The organism is Pseudomonas sp. USHLN015 (genome assembly GCF_037153275.1).
Lineage (GTDB): Bacteria > Pseudomonadota > Gammaproteobacteria > Pseudomonadales > Pseudomonadaceae > Metapseudomonas > Metapseudomonas tohonis.
In genome coordinates this window covers 12,588-38,272 of sequence record NZ_JBBCKP010000012.1, presented here as the reverse complement: position 1 = coordinate 38,272, position 25,685 = coordinate 12,588, and the positions used below count along the sequence as shown (strand labels likewise).

Genomic DNA, 25,685 nt, shown 5'->3' with positions numbered 1-25,685 from the left:
CCCTGCGTGGGGGGCTGTCTGATGATTTCAAGCATAAATAGGAGGCCGCTATGGCTGACAAAAAAGCGCAGTTGATCATCGAGGGCATTGCCCCCGTCGAGCTGCCCGTTCTGTCCGGTACCGTAGGTCCCGATGTAATCGATGTGCGGGGCCTGACCTCCACGGGTCGCTTCACTTTTGATCCTGGCTTTATGTCTACCGCCTCTTGCGAGTCGAAGATCACCTACATCGACGGCGACAAGGGCGTGCTGCTTCATCGCGGCTACCCCATCGAACAACTGGCCGAAGAATCCGACTACCTGGAAACCTGCTACCTGCTGCTGAATGGCGAACTGCCCAGCGCCGAGGAAAAGGCCAAGTTCGTCAGCACCGTCAAGAACCACACCATGGTTCACGAACAGCTGAAGAGCTTCTTCAACGGTTTCCGCCGCGACGCCCATCCGATGGCGATCATGTGCGGTGTAGTAGGCGCCCTCTCCGCCTTCTATCACGACTCCCTGGACATCAACGACCCGCACCATCGCGAAATCTCCGCGATCCGCCTGGTCGCCAAGATGCCCACCATCGCTGCCATGGTCTACAAGTACTCCATGGGCCAGCCGATGATGTATCCGCGCAACGACCTGAACTACGCGGAAAACTTCCTGCACATGATGTTCAACACCCCGTGCGAGATCAAACCGATCAGCCCGGTACTGGCCAAGGCCATGGATCGCATCTTCATCCTGCATGCGGACCACGAGCAGAACGCCTCCACCTCCACCGTACGTCTGGCCGGTTCCTCCGGTGCCAACCCGTTCGCCTGCATCGCAGCCGGCATCGCCGCCCTGTGGGGCCCGGCGCACGGCGGTGCCAACGAAGCGGTACTGACCATGCTCGATGAGATCGGCGATGTCTCGAACATCGACAAGTTCATCGCCAAGGCCAAGGACAAGAACGATCCGTTCAAGCTCATGGGCTTCGGCCATCGCGTTTACAAGAACCGCGACCCGCGCGCCACCGTGATGAAGCAGACCTGCGACGAAGTCCTGAAGGAACTGGGGATCACGAACGATCCGCAACTGGAACTGGCCATGCGTCTCGAAGAGATCGCCCTGACTGATCCGTACTTCAAGGAACGCAACCTGTACCCGAACGTCGACTTCTACTCGGGGATCATCCTCAAGGCGATCGGCATCCCGACCAGCATGTTCACCGTGATCTTCGCCCTGGCGCGCACCGTCGGCTGGATCTCCCACTGGAAGGAGATGCTCTCCAGCCCGTACAAGATCGGCCGTCCGCGCCAGCTGTACACCGGCTACGAGCAACGCGACTACGTCTCGCTCGACAAGCGCAAGTAAGACGTACCGCTCCAAGAAAAGCCCCGCACTTGCGGGGCTTTTTCATGGGCGCCAGCCAGGCATGCGAGGCTGGCGGCCACTATCGCCACGTCCCCCGTTCACGCACCGATGCGCCTACCGGGCTCTTCCCTCTCGCCACCGCAAGGCGCGCCCCGGCTGCCGCACGAATGAAAAGGCCCCGCATCGCGGGGCCTCTTTTCAATACGACCGTTCGTTCACTTCTTCTCGGCGCGTTCACGCAGGTGGCTGATCGTGTTGAACGGCGCATCGACCACGAAGCTGTTGGCCAGCCAGGATGGCACGCTGCCGCCCGGCTCGGTGTGCACCTGATAGGTCACTTCCACCTCGCCCGGGCCCTTGGGCACGAACTTCCACACCCCTTCCACGGCCGCTACGCGCACGAACCCCTTCTCTTCGGGCAGGTACTTGGGCTCACCCTTGAGGGTGCGGGTCAGGCTGCCATCGGCACCTTCGGTGGTGGTGGCGTGGATCACCGAGTCACGCGGGGTGACCGGCCAGGGGGTATTGAAGCGGGTGTAGGTCCAGCTGTCGGCGCCTTCCGACTTGAGCAGTTTCTGCTGCTCGCACTCGTGGATCCAGGCGCAGGAGCCGGAAACGTCTTCCTGCAGCTTACGCAGGGTGGCGACGTCGGTCTTGAGGGTGGCGACCCCGCGATAGGCCTTGTACTTGGAACCGGCCACCTCGCTCAGGTACACCTTGATGCCGTCCTCGTCCTTGGCCAACTTCCAGTCTTCGGCATGGGCAGTAGCAACCATCAGCGCCGTCGCGCTGAAGCCGCAGATCATAGCGATTCGTTGCAGCGAAACCATCTTTGTTCTCCTTCTTATGATGACCAGCCGTCGTCCATCCGGACGGCTACTGGATAGATTGACTGACCGCCACGGCCGTCTCTTGTTCCAACCAGCCCAGCAAACGTATCGCCTCTTCCCGGCTGTCGCCACAGACAAAAGGATCGGCATCGAAGTCGCTGCACACCTTCGGGCGGCTTGGCTGGCCGAAGATCGCGCAAAGGTGCTCGACGGAAAGATGGACACACCGCTCCCCCGCTGCCTTGCCATTGGGCATCCCGGGGATCGGAGAACTGATGGAGGGCGCGATGCAACAGGCGCCACAGCCTGCACGGCAGATCATGACGGAGGCCTCTCTGTAAGCCACGGCCGATGAAGGGCGCGAATTCTACCTGCGCCTCCGAATAAATGGGATATCCCCCAATCAGCCCAGCAAAAGCCTCACCCTGATGGGCGCCACCGAACCCGCAGTACGCTCCCGCCGGCCTCAGGAGCCAGTGAGCCCCCGCTCCCGCAGCGCCCGGCGCAACGCTTCGCCCACCGCCGAGCCCTTCGGGTAGAACACCGCCGGCTGGCCGATGGGCGCCGCGACCTCGATCCGTGTGCCCGGCACTGCCCGGTAGGTGGTCCGCGACCACAGATGCACCCAGCTCCCGGCCGGCAATACCACTTGCAGCCGCCCAACGCCCGCCTCCAATACAGGCGCCACCAGCAGTTGATCGCCCAGCATGAAGCTGCGCGGCTGCGACTCCTGGCTCGCCGGATCGTCGGGATACAGCAGCCAGAGCGGACGCACCAGTGGCAGCCCGCTACCTGCCGCCTCCTCCATCAACGTCTTGCGGTAGGGCGCCAGCGCGGCGAACAGCTGGGCGCAACGGGCGAAGTGGGCCAGGCTCGCCGGCGAGTCGTAGACCTGGGAGTTGTCCGCCGGGCGGTTGCCCTCATGGGTGCGCAGCAGGCTGGTGAAGGCGGAGAACTCCGCCCAGCGCTGCAGCAGTTCCTCGCTGCGGTGGTAATCCTTCAGCGGGTTGCTGATGGTGGTGTAGCCGCCAGCATCGCCGTGATTCAGGGCGAACCCGGAAAGCCCGCCGGAGAGCAGCCCCAGCAGCGCGCTATGCAGGCCATCGTGGGCGCCCCAGGTCACCAACTGGTCACCCAGCCACATGCTGGTGGTCAGGCCCGGGCTGCGGCTGTAGCCGGCGCGGGTGAAGAACAGCAGCTCCCCTTCCCCGCCAACCTCCTCCACCAGTTCACGGTTGAGCCGTGCCCACTCTTCCGGGAAGCGGTTGTGCAGCAAGGCCGCCTCCTCGCCCGAGGCCGGGCGCGCCTCGAAGGGCAACGCCTCGCCGAAGTCGGCCATCCAGCCGGAAAAGCCCTGGCCGAGCATCTCCGTGCGCAGCACGTCCTTGAGCCAGCGACGCGCCTCGGGGCTGCTCAGGTCGACGAGCCCCGCACTGAAGCTGGTGTTGAGCAGGTCCAGCGGCGCGCCGTCCGCCCCCTTCATCAGGAATCCGCGCTCACGGGCCTCGCGGAACAGATTGCGCTGTTCGCCACCCTTCTCGGTGATGTCCGCCAGGAAGGGATTGGCGTAGGCCAGGGTGCGAATGCCGCGTGCCTCGAGTTCGGCGCTCAGGGCCTGCCACTGCGGGTAGTGGCGCGGGTCGAGGGTCCAGTTCCACCAGAGCTGCTTGCCGAAGGTGGTACTGCGCTGGCCCACCCAGTCCTGCAGCCAGACGCCGGCCAGCGGCACACCGGCCGCATCGACGCGCGCCAGCAACTCGCGCACCCGCTCGGTGCCGCCTTGCAGGCCGAGGATGGCGCCGTGCTGGGTCCAGTCCGGCAGCGGCGCCATGCGCCCGACCACGGAGGTGTGAGCCCGTACCAGGGCGGCCGGGCTGTCGCCGTTGTAGATGCGCGCGGTCAGGTTGCCCTCGTGCACCTCCAGGCCCACCCGAGCCGGGTCGCGCAGGTCGAACACCTGGTAGGCACTGGATTCGCTGAAGAAGGCGCGCAACTTCGAGGTGAGGAAATAGGGCACCGGCGCGTAGCTGCTCGACCAATCGCCACCGGCCCGTGCCGTGAGGTCCGCAGCCGGGGCGATGGGCTGCAGGCCACGGCCGATGCCCTGTTCCTGCACCAGGATGGGCAGGCGGCGGCCAGCCAGCTCGAAGGCGCTGAACGGCTCGCCGAAGCCGAAGAAGCGTTCGTCGGCGTCCCGCTGCCAGTTCAGGTAGAGGCGGTTGAGGCGCGGGTCATCCAGGGCCACGGCCAGGCGCACACCGCGTCCGCCATCGGCCTCCAGCACCAGGGCATAGCCGCTCACGGTACCGTCGGCGCAACGCAGGTGGCCCCGCAGCACCAACCGCTGGCCCGCCCCCTGGAAGCTGTCCAGGCTCTGCTCGCGGCAGAGGAGCTTCCGGCGCTCGTCTACGAACAAGGAACCGCGGTGCTCTTCGACCGTGGCCTCGCCGATACCGGCCGCGAGAAAGCCACCCTCGGTGGCCCACAGCCGCTTGCCTGGGTTGCCCTTCGGGCTCAGCGCCAGACCGTGTCCACTCCAGGCCAGTCGGTAGTCACCGAAATCGAAATCACGGGGTACGGCGAAGGCCGGTGGCACCACCAGTTCAGCCAGCACGGCGCGCTGCTTCCACATCTGCAGCCCCTGCCATCCCGCCACCCCCGCCGCCGCAGCCAGCAATATGGCCACCGTCCCTTTCACCCACCTGCGCATCGCTCGCCCCTTTTCTTGTCCTGCACCGCCATTTAGTCTGGCGCGCCCCCCCTTAAATCGCGGAGTCACCGTCATGCCGGTCTGGCTGCAAACCGCCCTGTTGCTCACCCTGTCCAACGTCTTCATGACGTTCGCCTGGTACGGCCATCTCAAGACCCTGAACACCAAGCCCTGGATCATCGCCGCACTGATCAGCTGGGGGATCGCGCTGTTCGAGTACCTGCTGCAGGTGCCGGCCAACCGCATCGGCTACACGGCGCTGTCGGTCGGCCAGTTGAAGATCATGCAGGAGGTGATCACCCTCGCGGTGTTCGTGCCCTTCAGCGTCTACTTCATGCAGCAGCCGCTGAAGCTCGATTACCTCTGGGCCGGCCTGTGCCTGCTCGGCGCGGTGTACTTCATCTTCCGCGCCTGAGGCCGTTCACGCGCGGCGCGGCGGTCGTTGCGACCGACCGCGCCAGGCTCACTTCGGCGGTTCGAGGCGGGTGATCAGGCTGGAGGTATCCCAGCGCCCGCCGCCCTCGGCCTGGATCTCGCCGTAGAAGCGGTCCACCAGTTCGGTGACCGGCAATTGCGCGCCGTTGCGCTGTGCCTCGGCGAAGACGATGGCGAAGTCCTTGCGCATCAGGTCCACGGCGAAGCCGAAGTCGAACTTGCCTTCGAGCATGCTCTGGTGGCGGTGTTCCAGTTGCCAGGACTGCGCCGCGCCCTTGCCGATCACCTCCATGGCCGCCGCCGCATCGAGCCCGGAGCGACGGGCGAAATGCAGGGCCTCGGAAAGCCCCTGGAGCAGCCCGCCGACGCAGATCTGGTTGACCATCTTGGTCAGTTGGCCGCTGCCCACCGGGCCCATCAGCCGGGTCATCCGTGCGTAGCTGTCGATCACCGGCGCCGCCCGCTCGTAGAGTTCGCGCTCCCCCCCGACCATCACCGTCAGCATGCCGCTCTCGGCGCCCGCCTGGCCGCCGGAGACCGGCGCATCGAGAAAGCCCAGCCCACGCTCGGCGGCCAGGGCGGCCAGCTCCCGGGCCACATCGGCCGAGGCGGTGGTGTGATCCACCAGCACGCTGCCGGGCTGCATGCCGGCGAAGGCGCCGTGCTCACCCAGCACCACCGCGCGCAGGTCATCGTCGTTGCCCACGCAGGTCATCACCAGGTCCGAGCCCTGCGCCGCCTCGCGCGGGGTGGCGAAGCTGTCGCCACCGAATTCGTCGCACCAGAGCGAGGCCTTCTCCGGCGAGCGGTTGTAGACGCGTACCTCGTGCCCTTCGCACGCCAGGTGGCCGGCCATGTGGAAGCCCATCACGCCGAGCCCGATAAAGGTCACCTTCGCCATCTCAAACCCTCCTCTGTGCAAGTCCCTGGAAGCCTAACACGCGGTTTGCCGAGCCGCGAAAGCCCCTCCATACTCGCCCGGAAGTTGCCGCAACACCCCGCAAGCGCCAAGGAGAGCCCCATGCCGCACTGGCTGGTGATAGACCTGGAGGCCACGACCGAGGAAGGCGGCTGGCCCCTGGAAGACATGGAGATCATCGAGATCGGCGCCTCGATCGTGGCCGCCGACGGTCGCGAGGTGGATCATTTCCAGCGCTTCGTGCGCCCATTGCGTCGCCCCTGCCTGACCACCTTCTGCCGCCAGCTGACCCACATCAGCCAGGCCAGCGTCGACAGCGCCGCGCCGCTGGCGCAGGTCTGGCCGGCCTTCGAACGCTGGCTGCAGAACTACCAGCCGCGCCTGGTCAACTGGGTCAGCTGGGGCGATTACGACCGCCGCCAGCTGGAGCAGGAGTGGCGCCAGCAGCAGGTGGTCAGCCGCCTCGCCACCATTCCCCATCTCAACCTCAAGCAGCACTTCGCCCGCGTCCGCCAGCTCAAGCAGCCGGTGGGCCTGCACACCGCGCTGCAACTGGCCGGCCTCAGCTTCCAGGGCCAGCAGCACCGGGCCCTGGAGGATGCACGCAACACCGCGCGCCTGCTGCCCCTGGTACTCCCGGCGACCTCCTGAAACGCCCCGCCGCATTGCCTAGTGACGCTGCAAAGCGGCTTGGGCATACTGGCGAGCCCTTTTTCCAACCCCTCTCAAGGATCCCTGCCATGTTCAAGGTCAACGAGTACTTCGACGGCACCGTCAAATCCATCGCCTTCGGCATGAGCGAAGGCCCCGCCACCATTGGCGTGATGGCCCCCGGCGAATACGAATTCGGCACCAGCCAGCTGGAAGTGATGCACGTCGTCGCCGGCGCCCTGACCGTCAAACTGCCGGGCAGCGACAGCTGGGAAACCTTCGCCGCCGGCAGCAAGTTCACCGTGCCGGCCGACAGCAAGTTCCAGTTGAAAGTCGCCCAGGACACCGCGTACCTCTGCGAATACCGCTGAGTTGTGATGTGGTGAAGAACCGGCCCGAGTGGCCGGTTTTTTATGGGTGCGATGCGGGTCCCAAGAGACGAGGCTGGGCTTCGCATTGATGGGTTTCGCTTCGCTCGCGGAACGCCGCCCGACCCATCCTGCGGAGAGCCGTAGCCAGCGCGGCTACTCCCCTTCCCGGATCGCCACCTTGATGCGCATGCCTTCCAGCTCCGCCATGTACTCGGCGCGGCTGAACAGGCCGATGCAGGGCATCGCGCCGCGCGCCGCCAGGGTGCCCGTGGCGAGCTTGCGCACCAGCGCCACGGCGGCCATGCAGGGGATGTTGGGGCCATCGTTGTCGTAGGCGACCAGTTCCCAGGTGAGCACCAGCGGCCGGCCCTCGCCATCCAGCCCGCGCAGCGTCACGAACATGCCGCTGAGGCCGTCGCCCAGGGGCTCCACCAGCACCGCCCCCCGGCGCAGCAGCGACGCCAGGCCGACGGCGTTGCGCACCAGCCCGCCGCGCACCAGCCAGGACAGCGCCCAGGTGCCGAACTGGGTGAGACGCAGGCCGACGCCGGCGCGGAAGCTGACGTCGCGCACACCCGGGTAGCGCGCGGGGAAGAGTTCGAGGTCGGGAATGTCGCAAACGCCTACCCAGCGCGGCCCCATCGGCGCGCGGAAGGCATGCCGACGCAGGCCCTGCCAGCCGTGGAGCAAGCCCCAGGCGCCGTCCTGCCAGATTCGCACCGGCCGGCCGCAGTAGCCGAGCACCGCTTCGAGGGTCGACAGCCCCGGCGTCTTCTCCGAGGAACTGATGCCGTGCTCGATGCTGTCCAGCCGGCTGAAGCGCGGCAGCAGCTCGTCCACCACGGCCGCGCTCAGCCCCGGAACCGAGCTGGCGCCGGCACAGACCAGCAGGTCGCGCTCGCGGGCAGCGGCGTCCAGTCGGCCGATGCCGCAGACGAAGGCCCGCGCATCGGCCAGGTCGATGTAATGGCAGCCCGCCTCCAGCGCCGCCTCGGCGACCCGATAGTCCTGCCCCTGGAAGGGCCCGACCGTGGAAATCACCACCTGAGCCCCCAGCTCGACGAAGGCCTGGTCCAACCCGGGCTGGTCTATGTCCAGGCGTGCCGCCTCGCAACCAGTTTCCACCGCCAGCGCCCGGGCCTTGGCCAGGTCACGCCCGGCGGCGATCACGCCGAGGCCTTCGATACTGCGCAAGCGCCGCACGATCAACCGGCCGAAATTGCCGTAGCCTCCCAGCACCAGCACCCTCAATCCATCCTTCACCACTGACTCCCTGTGAGGCCGCTCAGGCCGTTTCTCTCGACGTGGAAAACTGCAACTCTGCCAGGCGCGCATAGAGCGGGCTGCTCAGCACCAGCTCCTGGTGGCGGCCGATGGCGACCAGTCGGCCCTGGTCGATGACCGCGATGCGATCGGCACTCTGCACCGTGGCCAGGCGGTGGGCGATCACCAGCGTGGTGCGCCCGCTCATCACCTCGGGCAGGGCCTGCTGGATCAGGTGCTCGCTCTCGGCGTCCAGCGCACTGGTGGCTTCATCGAGGAGCAGGATCGGGGCATCCGCCAGCAATGCGCGGGCGATGGCCAGGCGCTGCCGCTGGCCACCGGAGAGACCGATGCCGCCGTCGCCCAGGTGCGTCTGGTAGCCCTGGGGCATGCGCTGGATGAATTCGTGGGCGTGGGCCGCCCGTGCCGCGGCCTCGACTTCGGCCTGGCTGGCAGCGGGCCGGCCGTAGCGGATGTTGTCCTCGACGCTGCCGAAGAACAGCGCCGGGCTCTGCGACACCAGGGCGAAGCAGCGACGCAGGTCGGTCGGGTCCAGGCGCTGGATCGGCAGGCCGTCCACCCGCACCTCGCCCTCGGTGGGATCGAAGAAACGCAGCAGCAGGTCGAAGAGCGTGGACTTGCCGGCTCCCGAGGGCCCGACCAGCGCCAGGGTCTCGCCAGGGCGCACGCGCAGGTCGATGCCGTCGATGGCCAGGCTCTGCGGCCGCGTCGGATAGGCGAACCGCAGGCCACGCAACTCCAGCTCGCCCTCGACCCGCTCGGGCAGGCGCAGCAGGTCGCTCTCGGGCGCCTTGATGGTGCTGCGGGTCTGCAACAGTTCGGCGATGCGCTCGGCGGCACCGGCGGCACTCTGCAGCTCGCCGATCACCTCGCTGATGGCACCGAAGGCGGAACCGACGATCAGGCTGTAGAACACGAAGGCCGCCAGGTCACCGCCGGAGATGCGCCCGGCGATCACGTCCATGCCGCCGACCCAGAGCATCACCCCCACCGCGCCGAGCACCAGCACGATGACCACGGTGATCAGCCAGGCGCGCTGGGCGATGCGCTTGCGCGCGGTGTCGAAGGCGCCTTCCACCGTGTGGCCGAAGCGCTCGCGGTCCTGGGCCTGGTGGTTGTAGGCCTGCACCGTCTTGATCTGCCCCAGGGTCTCGCCGACGTAGCTGCCGACATCGGCGATGCGGTCCTGGCTCTGCCGCGAGAGGTTGCGCACGCGGCGGCCGAAAATGAGGATCGGCGCCACCACCAGTGGCAGCGCGACGACCACGATGCCGGTCAGCTTGGGGTTGGTGACGAACAACAGGGCGATGCCGCCGATCAGCATGATGCCGTTGCGCAGCGCCAGGGACAGCGAGGAGCCGATCACCGATTGCAGCAGCGTGGTGTCGGCGGTCAGGCGCGACTGGATCTCCGAGGCGCGGTTGGTTTCGAAGAAGCCGGGGTGCAGCTCGATCAGGTGGTTGAACACCCGCTTGCGGATATCGGCGACGAAGCGCTCGCCCACCCAGGACACCAGGTAGAAGCGGCTGAAGGTACCCAGCGCCAGGGCCACCACGAGGACGAAGAACAGCAGGATCGAATGGTTCAGCGCTTGCGGTGACTGGGTCGCCAGCCCCTGGTCCACCAGCAGGCGGATGCCCTGCCCCATCGACAGCGTGATGGCGGCGGTGAACAGCAATGCCAGCAGCGCGCCGATCACCCGCCAGCGATAGGGAGCGACGAAGCGCGCGGCCATGCGCAGGGCGTTGCGCTGGCGAGAGGAAAGCAGACCCATTGCGAGGACTCGTTCGGGAGGAGGCGCCACTCTGCGGTTTTTCCCGGCGCGGCGCCAGCGGCATGGAACCGCTCAGTGGTCCGCGTGGAGAAAGCGTCGTTCGTGGTCGGGGTCCGGCAACAGGCAGACCTGGTGGCGACCGAACAGCCGGTAGCGGTTCAGCGCGATGCGGTCGTAGAGCCAGTCGCGCAGGAACGCCGGCACTACGCGCGCCACCGAGGCCAGGCGCCATGGCCACGGCAGCTGGCGGGCGATGCGCAGCACCGCGTCGGAGCGCACGAACAGATCACGCCCCTCGATGTAGGCCATGGTGTCGAAGTGGTCGGTGGGCATGCCATACCAGCGCAGGATCGCCTGGCCTTCGGGGGATTGCACCGAGGCCAGCTTGAACAGGCGCTCGCGGTCATGACGGATCAGGAAGCGCGCCCAGCCGTTGCACAGCTTGCACACGCCATCGAAGAGCACCACCCGTTCGCCGGGCTGGATGTGGGGAGGAAAGGAATCGGCGCTCATCACGCGCTCCCGCTCAGGAAAGGATGGTGCGGATACTAGCAGGCGCCGATTCAACGTTCTGCGAAGCGGTAGTGCCCGATGATCCGGTAGCGGAAGAGGATGTCCTCCTCCTGTGTGCCCCGCCCGATGTTGTGCAGCGCCAGCGGCGCGCCATCGGCACCGGTGCGGTCGGACAGGATGCCGATGTGCTGCAGGCCGCGCCCCAGGTCCCAGGTGACGATGTCGCCAGGGCGGTAGCTGGCGGCCTGGTCGCTGGGGGTCAGCACCATGCCCTGGCGCTTGAACCAGGTCATCAGGTTGGGCACGCGGCGATGGTCGATGTTCGGGTCGGGGCGCTTCAGGCCCCAGTTGCGCGGGTAGGCGGAAAAGTGACTGCGCATGTCCTCGTGCACCACTTTCTGCAGGTCCAGGCCCTGCTCGCGCAATGCGCGGATCACCACATCGGTGCACACCCCGGTGGCCAGCGGTACGTCGCCACCGGGGTAGGCGATGCGCCGGTAGACCGCGTCGTAGCTAAGGGTCACGCCGATCTGGGCACGCGCCGAATCCACCAGACGCCCGGCATCCACCGCTGCCTCGGCCCCCAGGCTGGCCAGCAGCAGGCACAGGCAGAACAGTCGCTTGAACATGATCAACCTCGCCCTTGTGGGAATTGCGGCAGGGCATCGTCGATGTCCCACCAGTTGGCCTTGGAAGCCACGTAGGCGTGGTTCGCGGGGCGCGTTGCCAGCTCGCCTTCCAGCAGGCCGGCGCGGACGCGCAGTACCCCGGGGGTCCTCTCGCTCATGCTGTAGAGGGGCGAGCCACACTGCCCGCAGAACACCCGCTGCTTGCCTGGCGAGGAACTGAAGGCGCGCAGCAGCCCTGCTCCCGCGAGCAGGCGGAAGCGCGTCTCGTCCACCGGGATATTGGTGACGAAGGGCGTGCCCTGCGCCTTGCGGCACTGGCTGCAGTGACAGATCTGGATCGGCGCCAGCTCACCCTCGATTTCGAAGCGGACTCCGCCGCACAGGCAACCACCCTGGACCATGTTTCCCTCCTCGGACAGGTGTGCAGCGGCAAGAGTAGCGGAGCGGAAGGCAACGGAAAATGCCCGATGGTGTGAGCCATCGGGCCAAGGGTATTCAGCTGTGCAAAGGAGCCTGCCGATCCGGGATTCCACCCCCGACGCCCCAACCATAAGCCCTGAGGAGAATGCGCCGGGGGTGGAAGCACCGGATCGGCAGGCCCGGCCAACCTTAAGGATCGGCCTGGTGCATTGCCAGGGGCGCCCGCCGCTTGCGCTTTAGGTCGGTTCCCAGCGCGCTGTAGTCATCTGCCGGTCAGGCCTCCGGGTCGACTTCGCCGCCCCAGCCCAGCGGGTACAGCAGCTCTTCCTTGTAGCCCGCCCAGACGCGCACCGCATCGGGGAAGGCGTCGTCCAGCTGGGGATCACCGCTGTCCACCAGCAGGGGCCGGCCTTCGAGGGTGCCGAGCTTGCGTTTGGTGGCGACCACCCGCAGGCGTTCGAGGCCGATGGCGCGCAGCACGCGCGGGCTGATCTGCTGGTTGCCGCGGCCGATGATGTGGCCCTGGCCGCCGATGGCGGTGACCAGAAGGAAGGCCGGATGGCCATCCACGAGCGCGAACAGCTGGGCCTCGGTGACGTCACGGGCGATCACCTGCCCGTTCTCGATCACGTCCACGCCCAGCAGGGTGGTCTCCAGGCCGAGGTTGCCCGCCAGGCCATGCAGGGTCGAGCCGGGGCCGAAGACATAGCGCACGCCTGCCTCCCAGCTGTCCGCCAGCCAATCGGCGAGTTCGACCAGCACCAGCTCCTCGGACTCCATGCCCGCCTGCTTCACCTGCTGCATGAAGTGGCCCTCCACCGGCACCGTCAGCTCGCCGTACCAGCGCGCCGCCACCTTGCCGTCGCGCAGGGCGGCCTCGTCGAGGTCGCGCACCTCGCCGCTGGCCAGGCGCACCAGCCCGCCCTCCACCAGGCGTCGCGCCAGCTCGCCAGCGGCGCGCGGGCTGATGGCATAGACCCCGGAATGGATCTTCACCCCCGCCGGGATGCCCAGCACCGGCTGGTCTTCACGGGCAGCCGCGCTGACGTCCCGGGCCGTGCCGTCGCCCCCGGCGAAGAGGATCAGCGACACCCCCGCCTCCTGCAGCGCCACCACGGCATGGCGGGTGTCGGCGGCGCTGCTGGTGGCACCCTCCAGGGCTCCGACCAGGCGATGACGGAAACCCATGCGCGCCAGAAGGTCAGCGCCCATGGAGCCGGGGAAGGTGAGGAATTCGAGGCGCTCCGCCAGGGGCAGCAGGGACTCCAGCGCCAGGCGCGTGCGCTCCTCGGCACGAGGCAGGGCGCCCCGCGCCTGGGCCTCGGCGGCGACACCGTCGCTGCCCTTGAGTGCAGCCGTGCCGCCCAGCCCGGCCAGGGGATTGATGATCAGGCCCATACGGAATGTCGACATGCCAACCTCTTCGCTGAACTCTCGGCCCGCGCTGCGGGTCAACCTGTGGGGCCGGACGGTCAGCGCGATTGGCACAATCGCTGCAGATACCCTCCGGTCCCATTGCTTTACGGCGTAATACTGGCGCCTGACTGTCACTGCGCGTTCATCTATGGGACCTAGACTGCGCGCACCACCTGATGAGGAGACAGGCCATGAGCTTGCAGAACAGCACTACCACCCGCCGGGTCGTTCCACTTCAACCGCAGCAGCCCGTTGGCGGCGCGATCATCGACGCGCAAGGTCGCGAGATTCCGATCACCGAAGGCATGATCCAGCATGCCTGCAAGGAACTGGACAGGCAGTCGGTCAGCACCCGCAAACAGGCCTGACCCCGCTTCGCTCCACTCCGAAGGCCCGGGCACCTGCCCGGGCCTTTTCATTCCAGCGTCCAGGCCCGCGATCAGGCCAGCTCGGCGCCCAGCGCCCTCACCCACTGCGCCAGTTGCGGCGCCTCGCCCCGTAGCCGGACCCGCAGGCCGTCGATTTCCCGGCGCACCGGGTAGTGCTTGCGCAGGGTATCGAAGGCCAGGCGGCGCTGCGCGGCATCGCCCACCAGGCTGCGGCGGAAGTCGGCGTCGTCGCGGCGCGGGTCGTACACCGCGCGGCACAGCATGGCCAGGGCCCAGACCGGGTCGGCGCTGGCGTCCAGGGTCAATTCAGGCAGCCAGGATGCGGGCAGCAGCTCATCCAGATGCACGCTTTCCTCGAGGCCCTGGGCACGGCAGAACGCCTGGTAGATCTGCGCGGTGCCGCGCAGCTTGCCGTCCAGGCTGTAGCCGGCGATGTGCGGCGTGGCGATGCGGCACAGCGCGGCCAGTTCCGGGTCGACCTCAGGCTCGCCTTCCCAGACGTCCAGTACCGCGCGCAGGTCCGGCCGGCTGCGCAGCGCATCGCGCAGTGCCGGGTTGTCCACCACCGCGCCCCGGCTGGCGTTGATCAGCCAGCAGCCGGGCTTCAGTCGCGCCAGTTCAGCGGCGCCCAGCAGATGGTGGGTGGGGTGGGCGCCGCCCTTGTCCAGCGGCGTATGCAGGCTGATGGCGTCGCAATGCTCCAGCAGGGTCTCCAGGTCGACATAGTCTCCGCCTTCGGCCGCCTGGCGCGGCGGGTCGCAGACCAGCACCCGCCAGCCCAGGCCGCGCAGCACCTCCACCAGGCGCCCGCCCACCTGGCCGGCACCGACCACACCGTAGGTACGGGTCGTCGGCGACACGCCCTCGTCCTCGGCCAAAGTCAGCAGGCTGCCCAGCACGAAATCCACCACCCCACGTGCGTTGCAGCCGGGGGCACTGGACCAGGCGATGCCGGCCTCGGCGAACCCGTCCAGATCGAGGTGATCGGTGCCGATGGTGCAGGTGCCGACGAAGCGCACCGCGCTGCCTTCCAGCAGGGCGCGGTCGACACGGGTCACCGAGCGCACCAGCAACACCTCGGCATCGCCCAGGGCGGCCCGGTCGATGGCCCGCCCCGGCAGGCGGCGGATGGGGCCGAAGGCGCCGAAGAAGGCGTCGACCAGGGGGATGTTTTCGTCAGCAAGGATTCGCATGGCGCTCTCCGGGGGCAAGGCGGCCATTCTACGGAATCCACCCACCCGGCGTCGCCTCGCGGGTAGGCATCGCCCCCTCTTTCCTGACTGCGCCGTCAAGGCGTAGACTACGCGGTCTTTCGCCTCCGCTGCCCTCTATCGCCGGCATTCCCCCTGCCACGGCCAGGCCAGCGCCCGTTGCGAGCCCATCGCAGCCAGGCATGCCCACCCCGTGGGCCACAAGCAATACGGACGCCACCGCCGTACCGGTGAACGCTTCACAGCCAGGGAAAGACCCCCCGTGACAATCCAGACTCGCCTCGACCGTATCCGTCGCGAATTGCGTGCCCTATTCACCCTCGCCCTGCCGATCATGATCGCCCAGCTCTCCCACTCGGCCATGGGTTTCGTCGACGCCGTGATGGCAGGGCGCGTCAGCCCCCGCGACCTGGCCGCCGTGGCCCTGGGCAACTCCATCTGGGTGCCGGTGTTCCTGTTGATGACCGGCACCCTCCTGGCCACCACCGCGAAAGTCGCCCAGCGCCATGGCGCCGGCCAGGACGCCGAGATCGGCCCGCTGGTGCGCCAGGCCCTGTGGCTGGCCGTGGTGGTCGGCATCGCCGGCGCCGGCCTGCTGCTGTTTGCCGAGCCCGTGCTGCACCTGATGGGCGTGGAAGAAGACCTGGTGATCCCGAGCATGGGCTACCTCCACGGCATCGCCTTCGGCCTGCCGGCGGTGGCCCTCTACCAGGTGCTGCGCTGCTACAGCGACGGCCTCGGACGCACTCGCCCGAGCATGGTGCTGGGCATCTGCGGGCTGCTGCTGAACATCCCCCTGAACTACGTGCTGATCTACGGCCACCTGGGCTTCCCGGCCATGGGCGGCGTCGGCTGTGGCTGGGCCAGCGGCACCGTCATGTGGTTGATGTTCTTCGGCATGCTGGCCTGGGTGAACATCGCCAAGGTCTACAAGCCGAGCGGCCTGTTCACCCACTTCGAGATACCGCGCTGGGCGGTGATCCGCCGCCTGCTGAGCGTGGGCCTGCCCATCGGCATCGCGATCTTCGCCGAGTCGAGCATCTTCGCGGTGATCGCCCTGCTCATCGGCGGCCTCGGCGCCAACGTGGTGGCCGGGCACCAGATCGCGCTGAACTTCAGTTCGCTGGTGTTCATGATCCCCTATTCCCTGGCGATGGCCGTGACCGTGCGTGTCGGCCACTCCCTGGGCCGCGGCACCCCGCGTGATGCGCGCTTCTCCGCCGGCATGGGCATGGCCGTGGCGCTGACCTACGCCTGCCTCTCGGCCAGCCTGATGCTGCTATTGCGCGAACAGATCGCCGCCATCTATACGCCGGATGCGCAGGTGATCGCCGTGGCCGCGTCGCTGATCGTGTTCGCCGCGCTGTTCCAGTTCTCCGATGCCATCCAGGTCACCGCCGCCGGCGCCCTGCGCGGCTACCAGGACACACGGGTGACCATGGTCCTGACGCTGTTCTCCTACTGGGGCATCGGCCTGCCCGTCGGCTACCTGCTGGGGCTCACCGACTGGCTGGGCGAACCCACCGGCCCGCGCGGCCTGTGGCAGGGGCTGATCGTCGGCCTGACGGTGGCGGCGGTGATGCTGTCGTTCCGCGTCGCCCGCAGCGCACGCTCGCGCATCCGCATGGGCGAGCGTCTGGGCGTGGCGGAGCCGGCCTGAGGTCCAGTGAGCCCCCGCGAGGGTGACGGGGGGAACGGGCGCGCGCCCAGGGCCCCGTCACCCTCCGCGCAGGCGGGGCTCCGCCCGACAACCGCACCGACATGCCTCCAGACAGCAAGAAGCCCGCATCAGGCGGGCTTCTTCGCATTCGGGGCGGGCCTCATTCGGCTTTCTTGCGGATCCAGTACAGATAGGTACCGGCCTCTTCGCCCTGCTCCACCAGCTCGTGGCCGAGGAACATGCAGAACTTGGGGATATCCCGCCGGGTCGACGGGTCGGTGGCGATGACCTTGAGCAGGCCGCCGGACGGCAGGTCGCGCACCTTGTTGTGCAACATCATCACCGGCTCAGGGCAATTGAGGCCGGTGGCGTCGAGAATGGCATCAGGCTGATCGGACATGGGGTACTCCAGGAACAGGTCGCCATTGTGGCGTAAAGCGCCAGGCGCGCCCAGCCCGGCCGATACCCGGTGTGGCTAGGCGATGAGCCTCAGCGGTCCAGGCGACGCAGGTGGCAGGTCACTTCCTCGCGGTCGTGATAGAGCTGCTTGCAGGCGATGGACACCTTGATCCTGCGCTCGCGGAAGCTGTCTTCCAGACGCTGCAGCAGGCGCTGTACCTCGGCGTAGCGCTGCTTCATCGGCAGTTTGAGGTTGACCACCGCCTCGCGGCACAGCCCCTCGCCTATCCAGGTCTCCAGCAGCGCGGCGTTGCGCGCCGGCTTCTCGACAATGTCGCAGACCATCCAGTCCACCGGCTGCTTCGGCTTGAAGGTGAAGCCGTCGACCATCAGGTGCTGCACCAGCCCGGTATCCATCAGGCTTTCGGCCATGGGGCCATTGTCGATGGCGGTGACCAGCATGCCGCGACGCACCAGCTGGTAGGTCCAGCCACCGGGGGATGCGCCGAGGTCGACGCCCGTCATGTCCTCGGAGAGCCGTGTCTCCCACTGCTCGCGGGGGATGAAGGTGTGCCAGGCCTCCTCCAGCTTCAGCGTGGAGCGGCTCGGCGCCTCGCGGGGGAACTTCAGGCGCGGGATGCCCATGGGCCAGAGCGCGGAGTTGTCCGCCTCGGCAATGCCGGCGAACACCTCGCGACCGCTGCGGAAGGTCAGCAACAGGCGCGGCCTGGACGGGTCATCCACCAGGCGCCCGGCCTTCTCCAGCGCCTTGCGCAGGGGCCCCTCGAATTTCTTGCAGAAATTCGACAGCTCCTTCCCTTCGTTGGTATCCAGCACCTCCAGCCACAGGCTGCCGCACACCGGGTAGTCGACCAGGTGCGCCAGCAGCACGCTGATGCGATCGGTCTCCGGCAGTGCCAGGAAGCCGCCACGGGCCCACTGGCGCGGGAAGATCAGGCGCGAGAAACGCTGCCCGCGCATCAGGCGCTCGGCGCCGTCGGCATCCTGGCAGATGAACTCGGCACAGGCACTGTTGGCCTTGCCCTTGGCATAGCCGGGCACGTCCAGTCGGGCGGCCAGGTCGGATATCTCGGCACACACCTCGCCCTCGAAACCGGGGCGGCAGTGCAGGAACAGGCTATTCATCGGGGTGTCTCCTTGGCCGCGCACTATAGAGCCGAAGCGCCCGATTTCACACAGTGATCGATGGAAAAATCCTACGCCAAGAGTGATTCGACAGAAGGAACCCTCACACGGAAGCGGGGGTCCAGAACATGGCGAGACCCGGTAAGTAGAGCTAGCTTTCCAGGGTTCCGCCCCCTGTATCGGCCCATGCCGTATGGGCCCAAAGGAGATGCCAATGCCTTCCTTGGATAGCCTGAACAGCCGCCGCACCCTCGAGGTGGACGGCAAGACCTATCACTACTTCAGCCTGCCAGAGGCCGCCAAGAGCCTCGGCAACATCGACAAGTTGCCCCTGTCTCTGAAAGTGCTGCTGGAGAACCTGCTGCGCTGGGAGGACAACGAGACCGTCGGCCGCGAGGACCTCGAAGCCCTGGTGGCCTGGCAGAAGACCCGCAGCTCCGAGCGCGAGATCCAGTACCGCCCGGCGCGGGTACTGATGCAGGACTTCACCGGCGTGCCTGCCGTGGTCGACCTGGCCGCCATGCGCGACGCCGTGGCCAAGGCCGGGGGTGACCCACAGAAGATCAACCCACTCTCGCCGGTGGACCTGGTGATCGACCACTCGGTGATGGTCGACCGCTTCGCCAGCCCCCAGGCTTTCGAGCAGAACGTCGAGATCGAGATGGAGCGCAACGGCGAGCGCTACGCCTTCCTGCGCTGGGGCCAGAACGCCTTCGACAACTTCAGCGTGGTGCCGCCGGGCACCGGCATCTGCCACCAGGTCAACCTCGAGTACCTGGGCCGCACCGTCTGGACCCGCGAAGAGGACGGCAGGACCTACGCCTTCCCCGACACCCTGGTGGGCACCGACTCACATACCACCATGATCAACGGCCTCGGCGTACTCGGCTGGGGCGTGGGCGGCATCGAGGCGGAAGCGGCCATGCTCGGCCAGCCGGTGTCGATGCTGATCCCCGAGGTGATCGGCTTCAAACTCAGCGGCAAGCTCAAGGAAGGCATCACCGCCACCGACCTGGTGCTAACCGTCACCCAGATGCTGCGCAAGAAGGGCGTGGTGGGGAAATTCGTCGAGTTCTACGGCGACGGCCTGGCCGACCTGCCCCTGGCCGACCGCGCCACCATCGCCAATATGGCACCGGAATACGGCGCCACCTGCGGCTTCTTCCCGGTGGACGAGATCACCCTGGGCTACCTGCGCCTCTCCGGCCGTCCGGAATCCACGGTCAAGCTGGTGGAGGCCTACTGCAAGGCCCAGGGCCTGTGGCGCAGCGCCGGCGAGGAACCGGTGTTCACCGACAGCCTGTCCCTGGACATGGGCACGGTAGAAGCCAGCCTGGCCGGGCCCAAGCGCCCGCAGGACCGGGTGCCGCTGACCCAGGTGGCCAGTACCTTCGACGACCTCATCACCCTGCAACTCAAGCCCAGCGCCAAGGAGGACAGCCGCCTGCTCAGCGAGGGCGGCGGCGGCACCGCCGTGGGCGGCAGCGTGCAGAGCGGCGTGGTGGACTACGAATACGAGGGCCGCACCCACCGCCTCAGCGACGGCGCCGTGGTGATCGCCGCCATCACCTCCTGCACCAACACCTCCAACCCCAGCGTGATGATGGCCGCCGGCCTGGTGGCGAAGAAGGCCGTGGAGAAGGGCCTGACGCGCAAGCCCTGGGTGAAGAGCTCCCTGGCGCCCGGCTCCAAGGTGGTGACCGAGTACTTCGCCGCCGCCGGGCTGACGAAGTACCTCGACGAACTGGGCTTCGACCTGGTGGGCTATGGCTGCACCACCTGCATCGGCAACTCCGGCCCGCTGCTGGAGCCCATCGAGAAGGCCATCCAGCAGGGCGACCTGACCGTGGCCTCGGTGCTCTCCGGCAACCGCAACTTCGAAGGCCGCGTGCACCCGCTGGTGAAGACCAACTGGCTGGCCTCCCCGCCGCTGGTGGTCGCCTACGCCCTGGCCGGCAGCGTGCGCCTGGATATCAGCCGCGAACCGCTGGGTGAAGGCAAGGACGGCCAGCCGGTGTACCTGAAGGACATCTGGCCGAGCCAGCAGGAGATCAACGAGGCCATCGCCAAGGTCGACACCGCGATGTTCCGCAAGGAATACGCCGAAGTCTTCGCTGGCGACGAGAAATGGCGCGCCATCCAGGTGCCCGAATCGGATACCTACGCCTGGCAGGCCGATTCCACCTACATCCAGCACCCGCCCTTCTTCGCCGATATCGCCGGTGCGCCGCCCCGGGTGGAAGATGTGCACCAGGCGCGTGTCCTCGCCCTGCTGGGGGATTCGGTGACCACCGACCACATCTCCCCGGCCGGCAACATCAAGGCCGACAGCCCCGCCGGTCGCTACCTGCGGGAAAAGGGCGTGGAGCCCCGGGACTTCAACTCCTATGGCTCGCGCCGCGGCAACCACGAAGTGATGATGCGCGGCACCTTCGCCAACATCCGCATCCGCAACGAGATGCTCGGCGGCGAGGAAGGCGGTAACACGCTGCACGTGCCCAGTGGCGAGAAACTGGCCATCTACGACGCCGCCATGCGCTACCAGGCCGAAGGCACGCCGCTGGTGATCTTCGCCGGCAAGGAGTACGGCACCGGCTCCTCCCGTGACTGGGCTGCCAAGGGCACCAACCTGCTGGGGGTCAAGGCAGTGATCGCCGAGAGCTTCGAGCGCATCCACCGCTCCAACCTGGTGGGCATGGGTGTGCTGCCGCTGCAGTTCAAGGACGGCACCGACCGCAAGAGCCTGGGCCTGACCGGCAAGGAGACGATCGGCATCCATGGCCTCAGCGGCGTGGAACTGCGCCCGCGCATGCCGCTGACCCTGGAGATCACCCGCGAGGACGCCTCGCTCGAGAGGGTCGAGGTGCTCTGCCGCATCGACACCCTCAACGAGGTCGAGTACTTCAAGGCCGGCGGCATCCTCCACTATGTGCTGCGCCAGTTGCTGGCCAGCTGACCTGGGAGTCCTGTAGGGGCGCATTCAGAAGCGGGCGAATGAATTCGCCCCTACAGCCTCCTCAATCCTGCAGGGACGACATCAGTCGCCCCAAGACCGCTCCCTCCTGTGGGAGCGGTTTCAACCGCGATGGGCTCGGTGCAGAAGAATCGCGAATGAATTCGCCCCCACCCATCCCCCCCCGCAGATCAGTTGCCATTCGGATAGTGCCGCGCCAGGAAGCCCAGCAGATGGGCGTTCACCTCGCGCGGCTTTTCGTTCTGCAGCCAGTGCCCGCACTCGGCGATCACGTGCTGCTCCAGGCCGGGCACGCTGCGCGGCATGGCCTTGATGCCGTATGCCTCCAGGGTGCCGACCGGGTCCTTGTCGCCGATCAGGAACAGGGCGGGCTGCAGCACCTGCCTGCCCTGCAGCGGCTCGGTGCGCTGCCAGTTGCGCTCGAAGTTGCGGTACCAGTTGAGCGCACCGTGGAAGCCGCGCCCCTCGAAGGTCCTAAGGTACTCGGCGAAGGCTGTCTCGTCGCACCAGGCCGGCAGCTGGCCGGGGTCCTGCATGCCGTCGAACAGGGTCGAGCCGGCGGGCTTGTCCTGGAGGAAGAAGTCCCGGGGCACCGCGGCGGAGCTGTTGTGCATCATCATCCGCAGGGTGCGCGGGATGTCGGCATCCAGTTCGCGCTCGGCGACGCCCGGCTCCTGGAAATAGAGGATGTAGTTGAAGCGCCCGGCGAAGTGCTGGCGCATCGCCTCGGTCGCCGGTTGCTTCGGGCGGCCGCCGAAAGGCACCGCCATGCCGACCACCGCCTTGACCCGCAACGGCTCCAGCAGCGCCAGGTGCCAGGCCACCGGAGCGCCCCAGTCGTGGCCGATGACGCAAACCTCGTGCTGGCCAAGGGCATCCATGGCGGCCTGGATGTCGCCGCAAAGGGTGATCAGGTCATAGGCCGCCGGATCGTCCGGGGCACTGCTGCTGCCATAGCCACGCATCTCCGGCACCAGTACGCGGTAGCCAGCGGCCAGCAACGGCTCGATCTGGTTGCGCCAGGAATGCCAGCACTCGGGGAAGCCGTGCAGCAGCCAAAGCGGCCGTCCGTTTTCCGGACCGGCGCAATGGACGCCGAGGCGGATGCCATTGACCTCCAGCAGGCGATGTTCGAGCGCGCTCATGGGCCTTCCTCAATCCGTAGCGGTACAGGCGCCCACTATGACAAAGGCACGCCCGGGGGCGTGCCTTTATCGATGCCGCGAATGCCCGGGACTCATCAGCCCTGGGCGATGGCCCAGTCGATAAGCCCGAACTGCCAGGTGGCGAGGATCAGCAGGCCGAAACCGATGCGGTACCAGGCGAAGGCCGCGTAGCTGTGGTTGCCGATGAACTTGAGAAGCGCGCGAACGGCGATCATCGCGAAGATGAAGGAGACCACGAAGCCCAGGGCGAACACCGGCAGGTCGGAGGGCTGGAACAGGTGGCGGTACTTGTAGCCCGAGTACACCGCCGCGCCGACCATGGTGGGCATGGCGAGGAAGAAGGAGAACTCGGTGGCCGCCTTGCGCGACAGGCCGAACAGCAGCCCGCCGATGATGGTGGCGCCGGAGCGCGAGGTGCCGGGCACCAGCGCCAGGCACTGGGCGAGGCCCACCTTGAGCGCCTGCTTCCAGTTCATGTCGTCCACCGTCTCGGCCTTGATCAGGTGATCGCGACGCTCGGCCCAGAGCATGATCACCCCGCCGATGACCAGCGCCGTGGCCACGGTGATGGGGTTGAACAGGTAGTGGTGGATCAGGTCGGCGAAGGCCACGCCCAGGATCACCGCCGGGAAGAAGGCCACCAGCAGGTTGCCGGTGAAGCGCTGGGCGCTGCGCTCGCGGGGCAGGCCCACCACCACGTCGAAGATCTTGCGCCGGTACTCCCAGACCACGGCGAGGATGGCGCCGAGCTGGATGATGATGTTGAACGCCTGGAAGCGCTCGCCACCGAAGCCGATCAGGTCGGCCACGATGATCTGGTGGCCGGTGCTGGAGATCGGCAGGAACTCCGTGAGGCCTTCGACTACGCCCAGAATCAGAGCCTGAAAGGCCGTCCAAAAATCCATTGGTTCTCCCAAGGCTCGCCCAGTGGCGGCCTGCTCGCAAAAGTGTGTGGTGTGGCCCGGGCGGGTACCGTGCGCGGCTGAGACCAGCCGCAAGGACGCGGGTTCCCGGCCGACGATCTGCATCAGGTTTGCCGGCCGAATGCCGAAATGCTATCAGACATGCTGTGGATTCGCGCGCGGCAACGACCGCGCAGGAGCGCGAAATCCGGCCGCAGAACAATAACGAGTCAGGAGCCCCCGACCATGAACCTTCGCAGTCTGCCCATCAGCCGCCGTCTCTGGCTGATCCTCGTCGTCGCGGTGTCGATGCTGGTGGTTCTCGGGATGGCGATGCTCCAGCAGATCCACAGCGACCTGCTGCATGGCAAGGAACTCAAGACCCAGCACGTGGTGCAGACCGCCGCCGGCGTGCTGCAGCACTTCCAGGCCCAGGAAGCGGCCGGCACCCTGCCCCGCGAAGAGGCGCAGAAGCAGGCCATGCAGGCCATCCGCGCGCTGCGCTATGACAAGAACGACTACTTCTGGATCAACGACCTGACCCCGCGCATGGTCATGCACCCGACCAACCCGAAGCTGGAGGGGCAGGACCTCTCCGGCTACAAGGACCCGGATGGCAAGCCGCTGTTCAACGACATGGTGGCCGTGGCCCGCAGCAAGGGCGCGGGCTTCGTCGACTACCGCTGGCCGAAGCCGGGCGCCAGCGACCCGGTGCCCAAGGTGTCCTACGTGCAACTGTTCCAGCCCTGGGGCTGGGTGATCGGCTCGGGCATCTACATCGACGACATGCAGGAGGAATTCTGGTCCCAGGCCCTGCGCGCCTCCTTCATCGGCCTGGTGATCGCCCTGATCATGGCGGTGCTGGTGGTGGTGATCGCCCGCAGCATCACCCGCCCGCTGCAGGACGTGGTGGCGGCCATGGCCAACATCGCCAGCGGCGAAGGTGACCTGACCAGCTCGCTGGATGGCCAGGGTCGCGACGAGATCACCGCGCTTTCCGGGCACTTCAACGCCTTCACCAGCAAGCTGCGCGGGGTCATCCGCCAATCCCTGGACGCTGCCGGCGCGCTGGACCAGGCCGCCGGTTCCCTGGGCGGCATCGCCAGCAATGGCCAGCGCCACAGCGAGCAGCAATCCCAGCAGATGGAGCTGGTGGCCACCGCCATCAACGAGGTCACCTACGGCGTGCAGGACGTGGCGAAGAACGCCGAGCACGCCGCCAGCGAGGTGCGCACCGCCGAAGACCAGGCGCGCCTCGGCCAGAGCAACATCGACGCCAGCCTGCGGCAGATCGGCCAGCTCTCCGACACCATCGCCCAGGCCGTGGAGGTGATCCGCTCGCTGGCCGAGGAAAGCTCGCAGATCGGCACCGTCCTGGAAGTGATCCGCTCCATCGCCGAGCAGACCAACCTGCTGGCGCTCAACGCCGCCATCGAGGCCGCCCGCGCCGGCGAGCAGGGCCGCGGCTTCGCCGTGGTCGCCGACGAGGTGCGCCTGCTGGCCCAGCGCACGCAGAAATCCACCGCCGAGATCCACGGCATGATCGAGCGCCTGCAAGGCAACTCCGAAGCGGCGGTGAAGGTGATCAACGAAAGCAGCCGCGCCTCGCAGCTGACCGTGGAGCAGGCCAGCCAGGCCGGCGAGAGCCTCGGGCAGATCGCCCAGTCGTTGCGCAACCTCACCGGGCTCAACGCCTCCATCGCCAGTGCCACCCTGCAGCAGTCCCACGTGGTGGAGGACATCAACCAGAATGTGACCCAGGCAGCCAGCTTGGCCCATGACAACGCGATGGCTTCAGAGCAGACTAGCGCCGCCAGCCAGCAGCTCAGCCAACTGGCAGAGCAGTTGAACCGCTTGCTGAGACAATTCCGCGTTTGAGGACCGGCATGGGCAACATGGAACACCAGGAGGTCGACCTCGGCCAGCAGCAGAACCAGGACCTGATCTGGGACCTGGACAGCATCGCCCGTCGCGAGCTGGCCGAGCGTTTCATCCGCCTGTTCGAGAACCGCCTGTGCGTGTACTCCGAGTCCACGCGCCAGCTGTACACCAACTACAGCCTGCACTTCCCCGCCGACCTCGGGCGCAAGATGGTGGTGCTGCCCAACCCCTACGCCTTCCACGACACCCTGCACGGGATCGAGGCCGCCGCGGTGCTCAAGACCGGCCTCTTCGTGCTGCCCGGCGTGGTCCTCGGCAAGCCGGGGTTGCTGCTCAGCACGCGCATCGAGGAAGGCGGCCCGAAGCCCAAGACCATGCCCTTCAAGCCGGCACTGGCGCAGATCATCAGCAATCAGCGCAAGCGCGGCGACGTCTTCCTGCCGATCCTGATGAAGGGCGACCTGCGCGAGTTCGACCAGCAGATGCCCTACATCCACCTGCACCGCCTGCAGGTGCAGAAGCTGCCACACCTCTCCACCTTCGAGCGCGACGACATCCAGCAGAGCATCACCCGCAAGTTGCTGATCCTCTACCGCCAGGCCGACAGCCTAGTCTGCTGAGGCTTGTCCCGGATGCCCGGCGAACCGGGCAGCACGGACAAGACC

Annotated in this window: 24 protein-coding genes; 9 read left to right on the top strand and 15 right to left on the bottom strand. The window is 67.3% G+C overall.

All coding sequences use genetic code 11. From position 1 onward, the window contains the following. Window positions 1-50 precede the first annotated feature (50 nt). Window positions 51-1,340 carry a citrate synthase gene (gene gltA, locus WFQ67_RS23940; protein WP_111262869.1) on the top strand — a complete coding sequence of 430 codons (1,290 nt, stop codon included), beginning with the start codon at window positions 51-53 and terminating at the stop codon, window positions 1,338-1,340. A 215-nt stretch (window positions 1,341-1,555) separates the two neighbouring features. Here the strand turns inward: gltA and WFQ67_RS23935 are convergent, their stop codons facing one another. The 3 genes from WFQ67_RS23935 to WFQ67_RS23925 all read right to left on the bottom strand — a co-directional run bounded on the left by WFQ67_RS23935 (window position 1,556) and on the right by WFQ67_RS23925 (window position 4,802). Then, the gene (locus WFQ67_RS23935) at window positions 1,556-2,170 is read right to left on the bottom strand and encodes an START domain-containing protein (RefSeq protein ID WP_337058406.1); all 615 of its coding nucleotides are present in this window, start codon (window positions 2,168-2,170) and stop codon (window positions 1,556-1,558) included. 46 nt (window positions 2,171-2,216) lie between these two features. Continuing rightward, on the bottom strand, window positions 2,217-2,492 hold the full coding sequence (locus WFQ67_RS23930) for a YkgJ family cysteine cluster protein (RefSeq protein ID WP_213629210.1): 276 nt from the start codon (window positions 2,490-2,492) through the stop codon (window positions 2,217-2,219). Between the two features lie 144 nt (window positions 2,493-2,636). Continuing rightward, window positions 2,637-4,802 (bottom strand): alpha-glucosidase, encoded by a 2,166-nt coding sequence (locus WFQ67_RS23925; protein WP_337058405.1) that lies wholly within the window; start codon window positions 4,800-4,802, stop codon window positions 2,637-2,639. Window positions 4,803-4,953: 151 nt separating this feature from the next. Between WFQ67_RS23925 and WFQ67_RS23920 the strand changes: the two genes are divergently transcribed. Continuing rightward, window positions 4,954-5,295, top strand: coding sequence for a DMT family protein (locus tag WFQ67_RS23920; RefSeq protein ID WP_043247147.1), 342 nt, complete (start codon window positions 4,954-4,956; stop codon window positions 5,293-5,295). Between the two features lie 48 nt (window positions 5,296-5,343). On the opposite strand, the gene WFQ67_RS23915 is transcribed toward WFQ67_RS23920, so the two are convergent. Then, the gene (locus WFQ67_RS23915; RefSeq protein WP_213629208.1) at window positions 5,344-6,216 is read right to left on the bottom strand and encodes an NAD(P)-dependent oxidoreductase; all 873 of its coding nucleotides are present in this window, start codon (window positions 6,214-6,216) and stop codon (window positions 5,344-5,346) included. Window positions 6,217-6,336: 120 nt separating this feature from the next. Between WFQ67_RS23915 and WFQ67_RS23910 the strand changes: the two genes are divergently transcribed. Beyond that, window positions 6,337-6,885: an exonuclease domain-containing protein gene (locus tag WFQ67_RS23910; RefSeq protein ID WP_173179534.1), complete on the top strand. Its 549-nt coding sequence runs from the start codon at window positions 6,337-6,339 to the stop codon at window positions 6,883-6,885. 89 nt (window positions 6,886-6,974) lie between these two features. Then, complete coding sequence (ppnP, locus tag WFQ67_RS23905; protein ID WP_111262861.1) at window positions 6,975-7,256, top strand: pyrimidine/purine nucleoside phosphorylase; 282 nt, start codon at window positions 6,975-6,977, stop codon at window positions 7,254-7,256. Window positions 7,257-7,409: 153 nt separating this feature from the next. On the opposite strand, the gene WFQ67_RS23900 is transcribed toward ppnP, so the two are convergent. From WFQ67_RS23900 to WFQ67_RS23875, 6 genes are all read right to left on the bottom strand, one after another. Next, on the bottom strand, window positions 7,410-8,519 hold the full coding sequence (locus tag WFQ67_RS23900) for a saccharopine dehydrogenase family protein (RefSeq protein ID WP_337058404.1): 1,110 nt from the start codon (window positions 8,517-8,519) through the stop codon (window positions 7,410-7,412). A 22-nt stretch (window positions 8,520-8,541) separates the two neighbouring features. Then, on the bottom strand, window positions 8,542-10,314 hold the full coding sequence (locus WFQ67_RS23895) for an ABC transporter transmembrane domain-containing protein (protein WP_337058403.1): 1,773 nt from the start codon (window positions 10,312-10,314) through the stop codon (window positions 8,542-8,544). 72 nt (window positions 10,315-10,386) lie between these two features. Beyond that, window positions 10,387-10,827: a thiol-disulfide oxidoreductase DCC family protein gene (locus tag WFQ67_RS23890; protein ID WP_337058402.1), complete on the bottom strand. Its 441-nt coding sequence runs from the start codon at window positions 10,825-10,827 to the stop codon at window positions 10,387-10,389. A 50-nt stretch (window positions 10,828-10,877) separates the two neighbouring features. Continuing rightward, window positions 10,878-11,456 (bottom strand): DUF1287 domain-containing protein, encoded by a 579-nt coding sequence (locus WFQ67_RS23885; protein ID WP_337058401.1) that lies wholly within the window; start codon window positions 11,454-11,456, stop codon window positions 10,878-10,880. Window positions 11,457-11,458: 2 nt separating this feature from the next. After that, entirely contained in the window at window positions 11,459-11,857 is a 399-nt protein-coding gene (locus tag WFQ67_RS23880) for a GFA family protein (protein ID WP_337058400.1), read from the bottom strand. A gap of 292 nt (window positions 11,858-12,149) precedes the next feature. Further along, a complete protein-coding gene (locus tag WFQ67_RS23875; protein ID WP_337058399.1) occupies window positions 12,150-13,289 on the bottom strand; it encodes an ATP-NAD kinase family protein in 1,140 nt (379 codons plus the stop codon). Window positions 13,290-13,483: 194 nt separating this feature from the next. On the opposite strand from WFQ67_RS23875, the gene WFQ67_RS23870 reads away from it, so the two are divergent. Then, window positions 13,484-13,660, top strand: a complete 177-nt coding sequence (locus WFQ67_RS23870) for a PA1571 family protein (protein WP_213629201.1) — start codon at window positions 13,484-13,486, stop codon at window positions 13,658-13,660. 71 nt (window positions 13,661-13,731) lie between these two features. Here the strand turns inward: WFQ67_RS23870 and pdxB are convergent, their stop codons facing one another. Beyond that, window positions 13,732-14,874, bottom strand: a complete 1,143-nt coding sequence (gene pdxB, locus WFQ67_RS23865; protein WP_337058398.1) for a 4-phosphoerythronate dehydrogenase PdxB — start codon at window positions 14,872-14,874, stop codon at window positions 13,732-13,734. Between the two features lie 280 nt (window positions 14,875-15,154). On the opposite strand from pdxB, the gene WFQ67_RS23860 reads away from it, so the two are divergent. Further along, window positions 15,155-16,552: an MATE family efflux transporter gene (locus WFQ67_RS23860; protein WP_244863014.1), complete on the top strand. Its 1,398-nt coding sequence runs from the start codon at window positions 15,155-15,157 to the stop codon at window positions 16,550-16,552. A gap of 160 nt (window positions 16,553-16,712) precedes the next feature. Here WFQ67_RS23860 and tusA read toward each other — a convergent pair whose 3' ends face one another. Together tusA and rlmM are read right to left on the bottom strand one after the other, a co-directional pair. After that, the gene (tusA, locus tag WFQ67_RS23855) at window positions 16,713-16,952 is read right to left on the bottom strand and encodes a sulfurtransferase TusA (protein WP_021216828.1); all 240 of its coding nucleotides are present in this window, start codon (window positions 16,950-16,952) and stop codon (window positions 16,713-16,715) included. Window positions 16,953-17,041: 89 nt separating this feature from the next. Next, window positions 17,042-18,097: a 23S rRNA (cytidine(2498)-2'-O)-methyltransferase RlmM gene (gene rlmM / locus WFQ67_RS23850; RefSeq protein WP_213629199.1), complete on the bottom strand. Its 1,056-nt coding sequence runs from the start codon at window positions 18,095-18,097 to the stop codon at window positions 17,042-17,044. A 214-nt stretch (window positions 18,098-18,311) separates the two neighbouring features. On the opposite strand from rlmM, the gene acnA reads away from it, so the two are divergent. After that, entirely contained in the window at window positions 18,312-21,053 is a 2,742-nt protein-coding gene (gene acnA, locus WFQ67_RS23845; protein WP_337058397.1) for an aconitate hydratase AcnA, read from the top strand. Window positions 21,054-21,241: 188 nt separating this feature from the next. Here acnA and WFQ67_RS23840 read toward each other — a convergent pair whose 3' ends face one another. Then, on the bottom strand, window positions 21,242-22,216 hold the full coding sequence (locus WFQ67_RS23840) for an alpha/beta fold hydrolase (RefSeq protein WP_337058396.1): 975 nt from the start codon (window positions 22,214-22,216) through the stop codon (window positions 21,242-21,244). A gap of 95 nt (window positions 22,217-22,311) precedes the next feature. Next, complete coding sequence (locus tag WFQ67_RS23835) at window positions 22,312-23,142, bottom strand: undecaprenyl-diphosphate phosphatase (RefSeq protein WP_337058395.1); 831 nt, start codon at window positions 23,140-23,142, stop codon at window positions 22,312-22,314. A 243-nt stretch (window positions 23,143-23,385) separates the two neighbouring features. Between WFQ67_RS23835 and WFQ67_RS23830 the strand changes: the two genes are divergently transcribed. Together WFQ67_RS23830 and WFQ67_RS23825 are read left to right on the top strand one after the other, a co-directional pair. Next, the gene (locus tag WFQ67_RS23830) at window positions 23,386-25,017 is read left to right on the top strand and encodes a methyl-accepting chemotaxis protein (protein ID WP_337058394.1); all 1,632 of its coding nucleotides are present in this window, start codon (window positions 23,386-23,388) and stop codon (window positions 25,015-25,017) included. 8 nt (window positions 25,018-25,025) lie between these two features. After that, window positions 25,026-25,640, top strand: coding sequence for a hypothetical protein (locus WFQ67_RS23825; protein ID WP_213629194.1), 615 nt, complete (start codon window positions 25,026-25,028; stop codon window positions 25,638-25,640). Window positions 25,641-25,685: the final 45 nt, after the last annotated feature.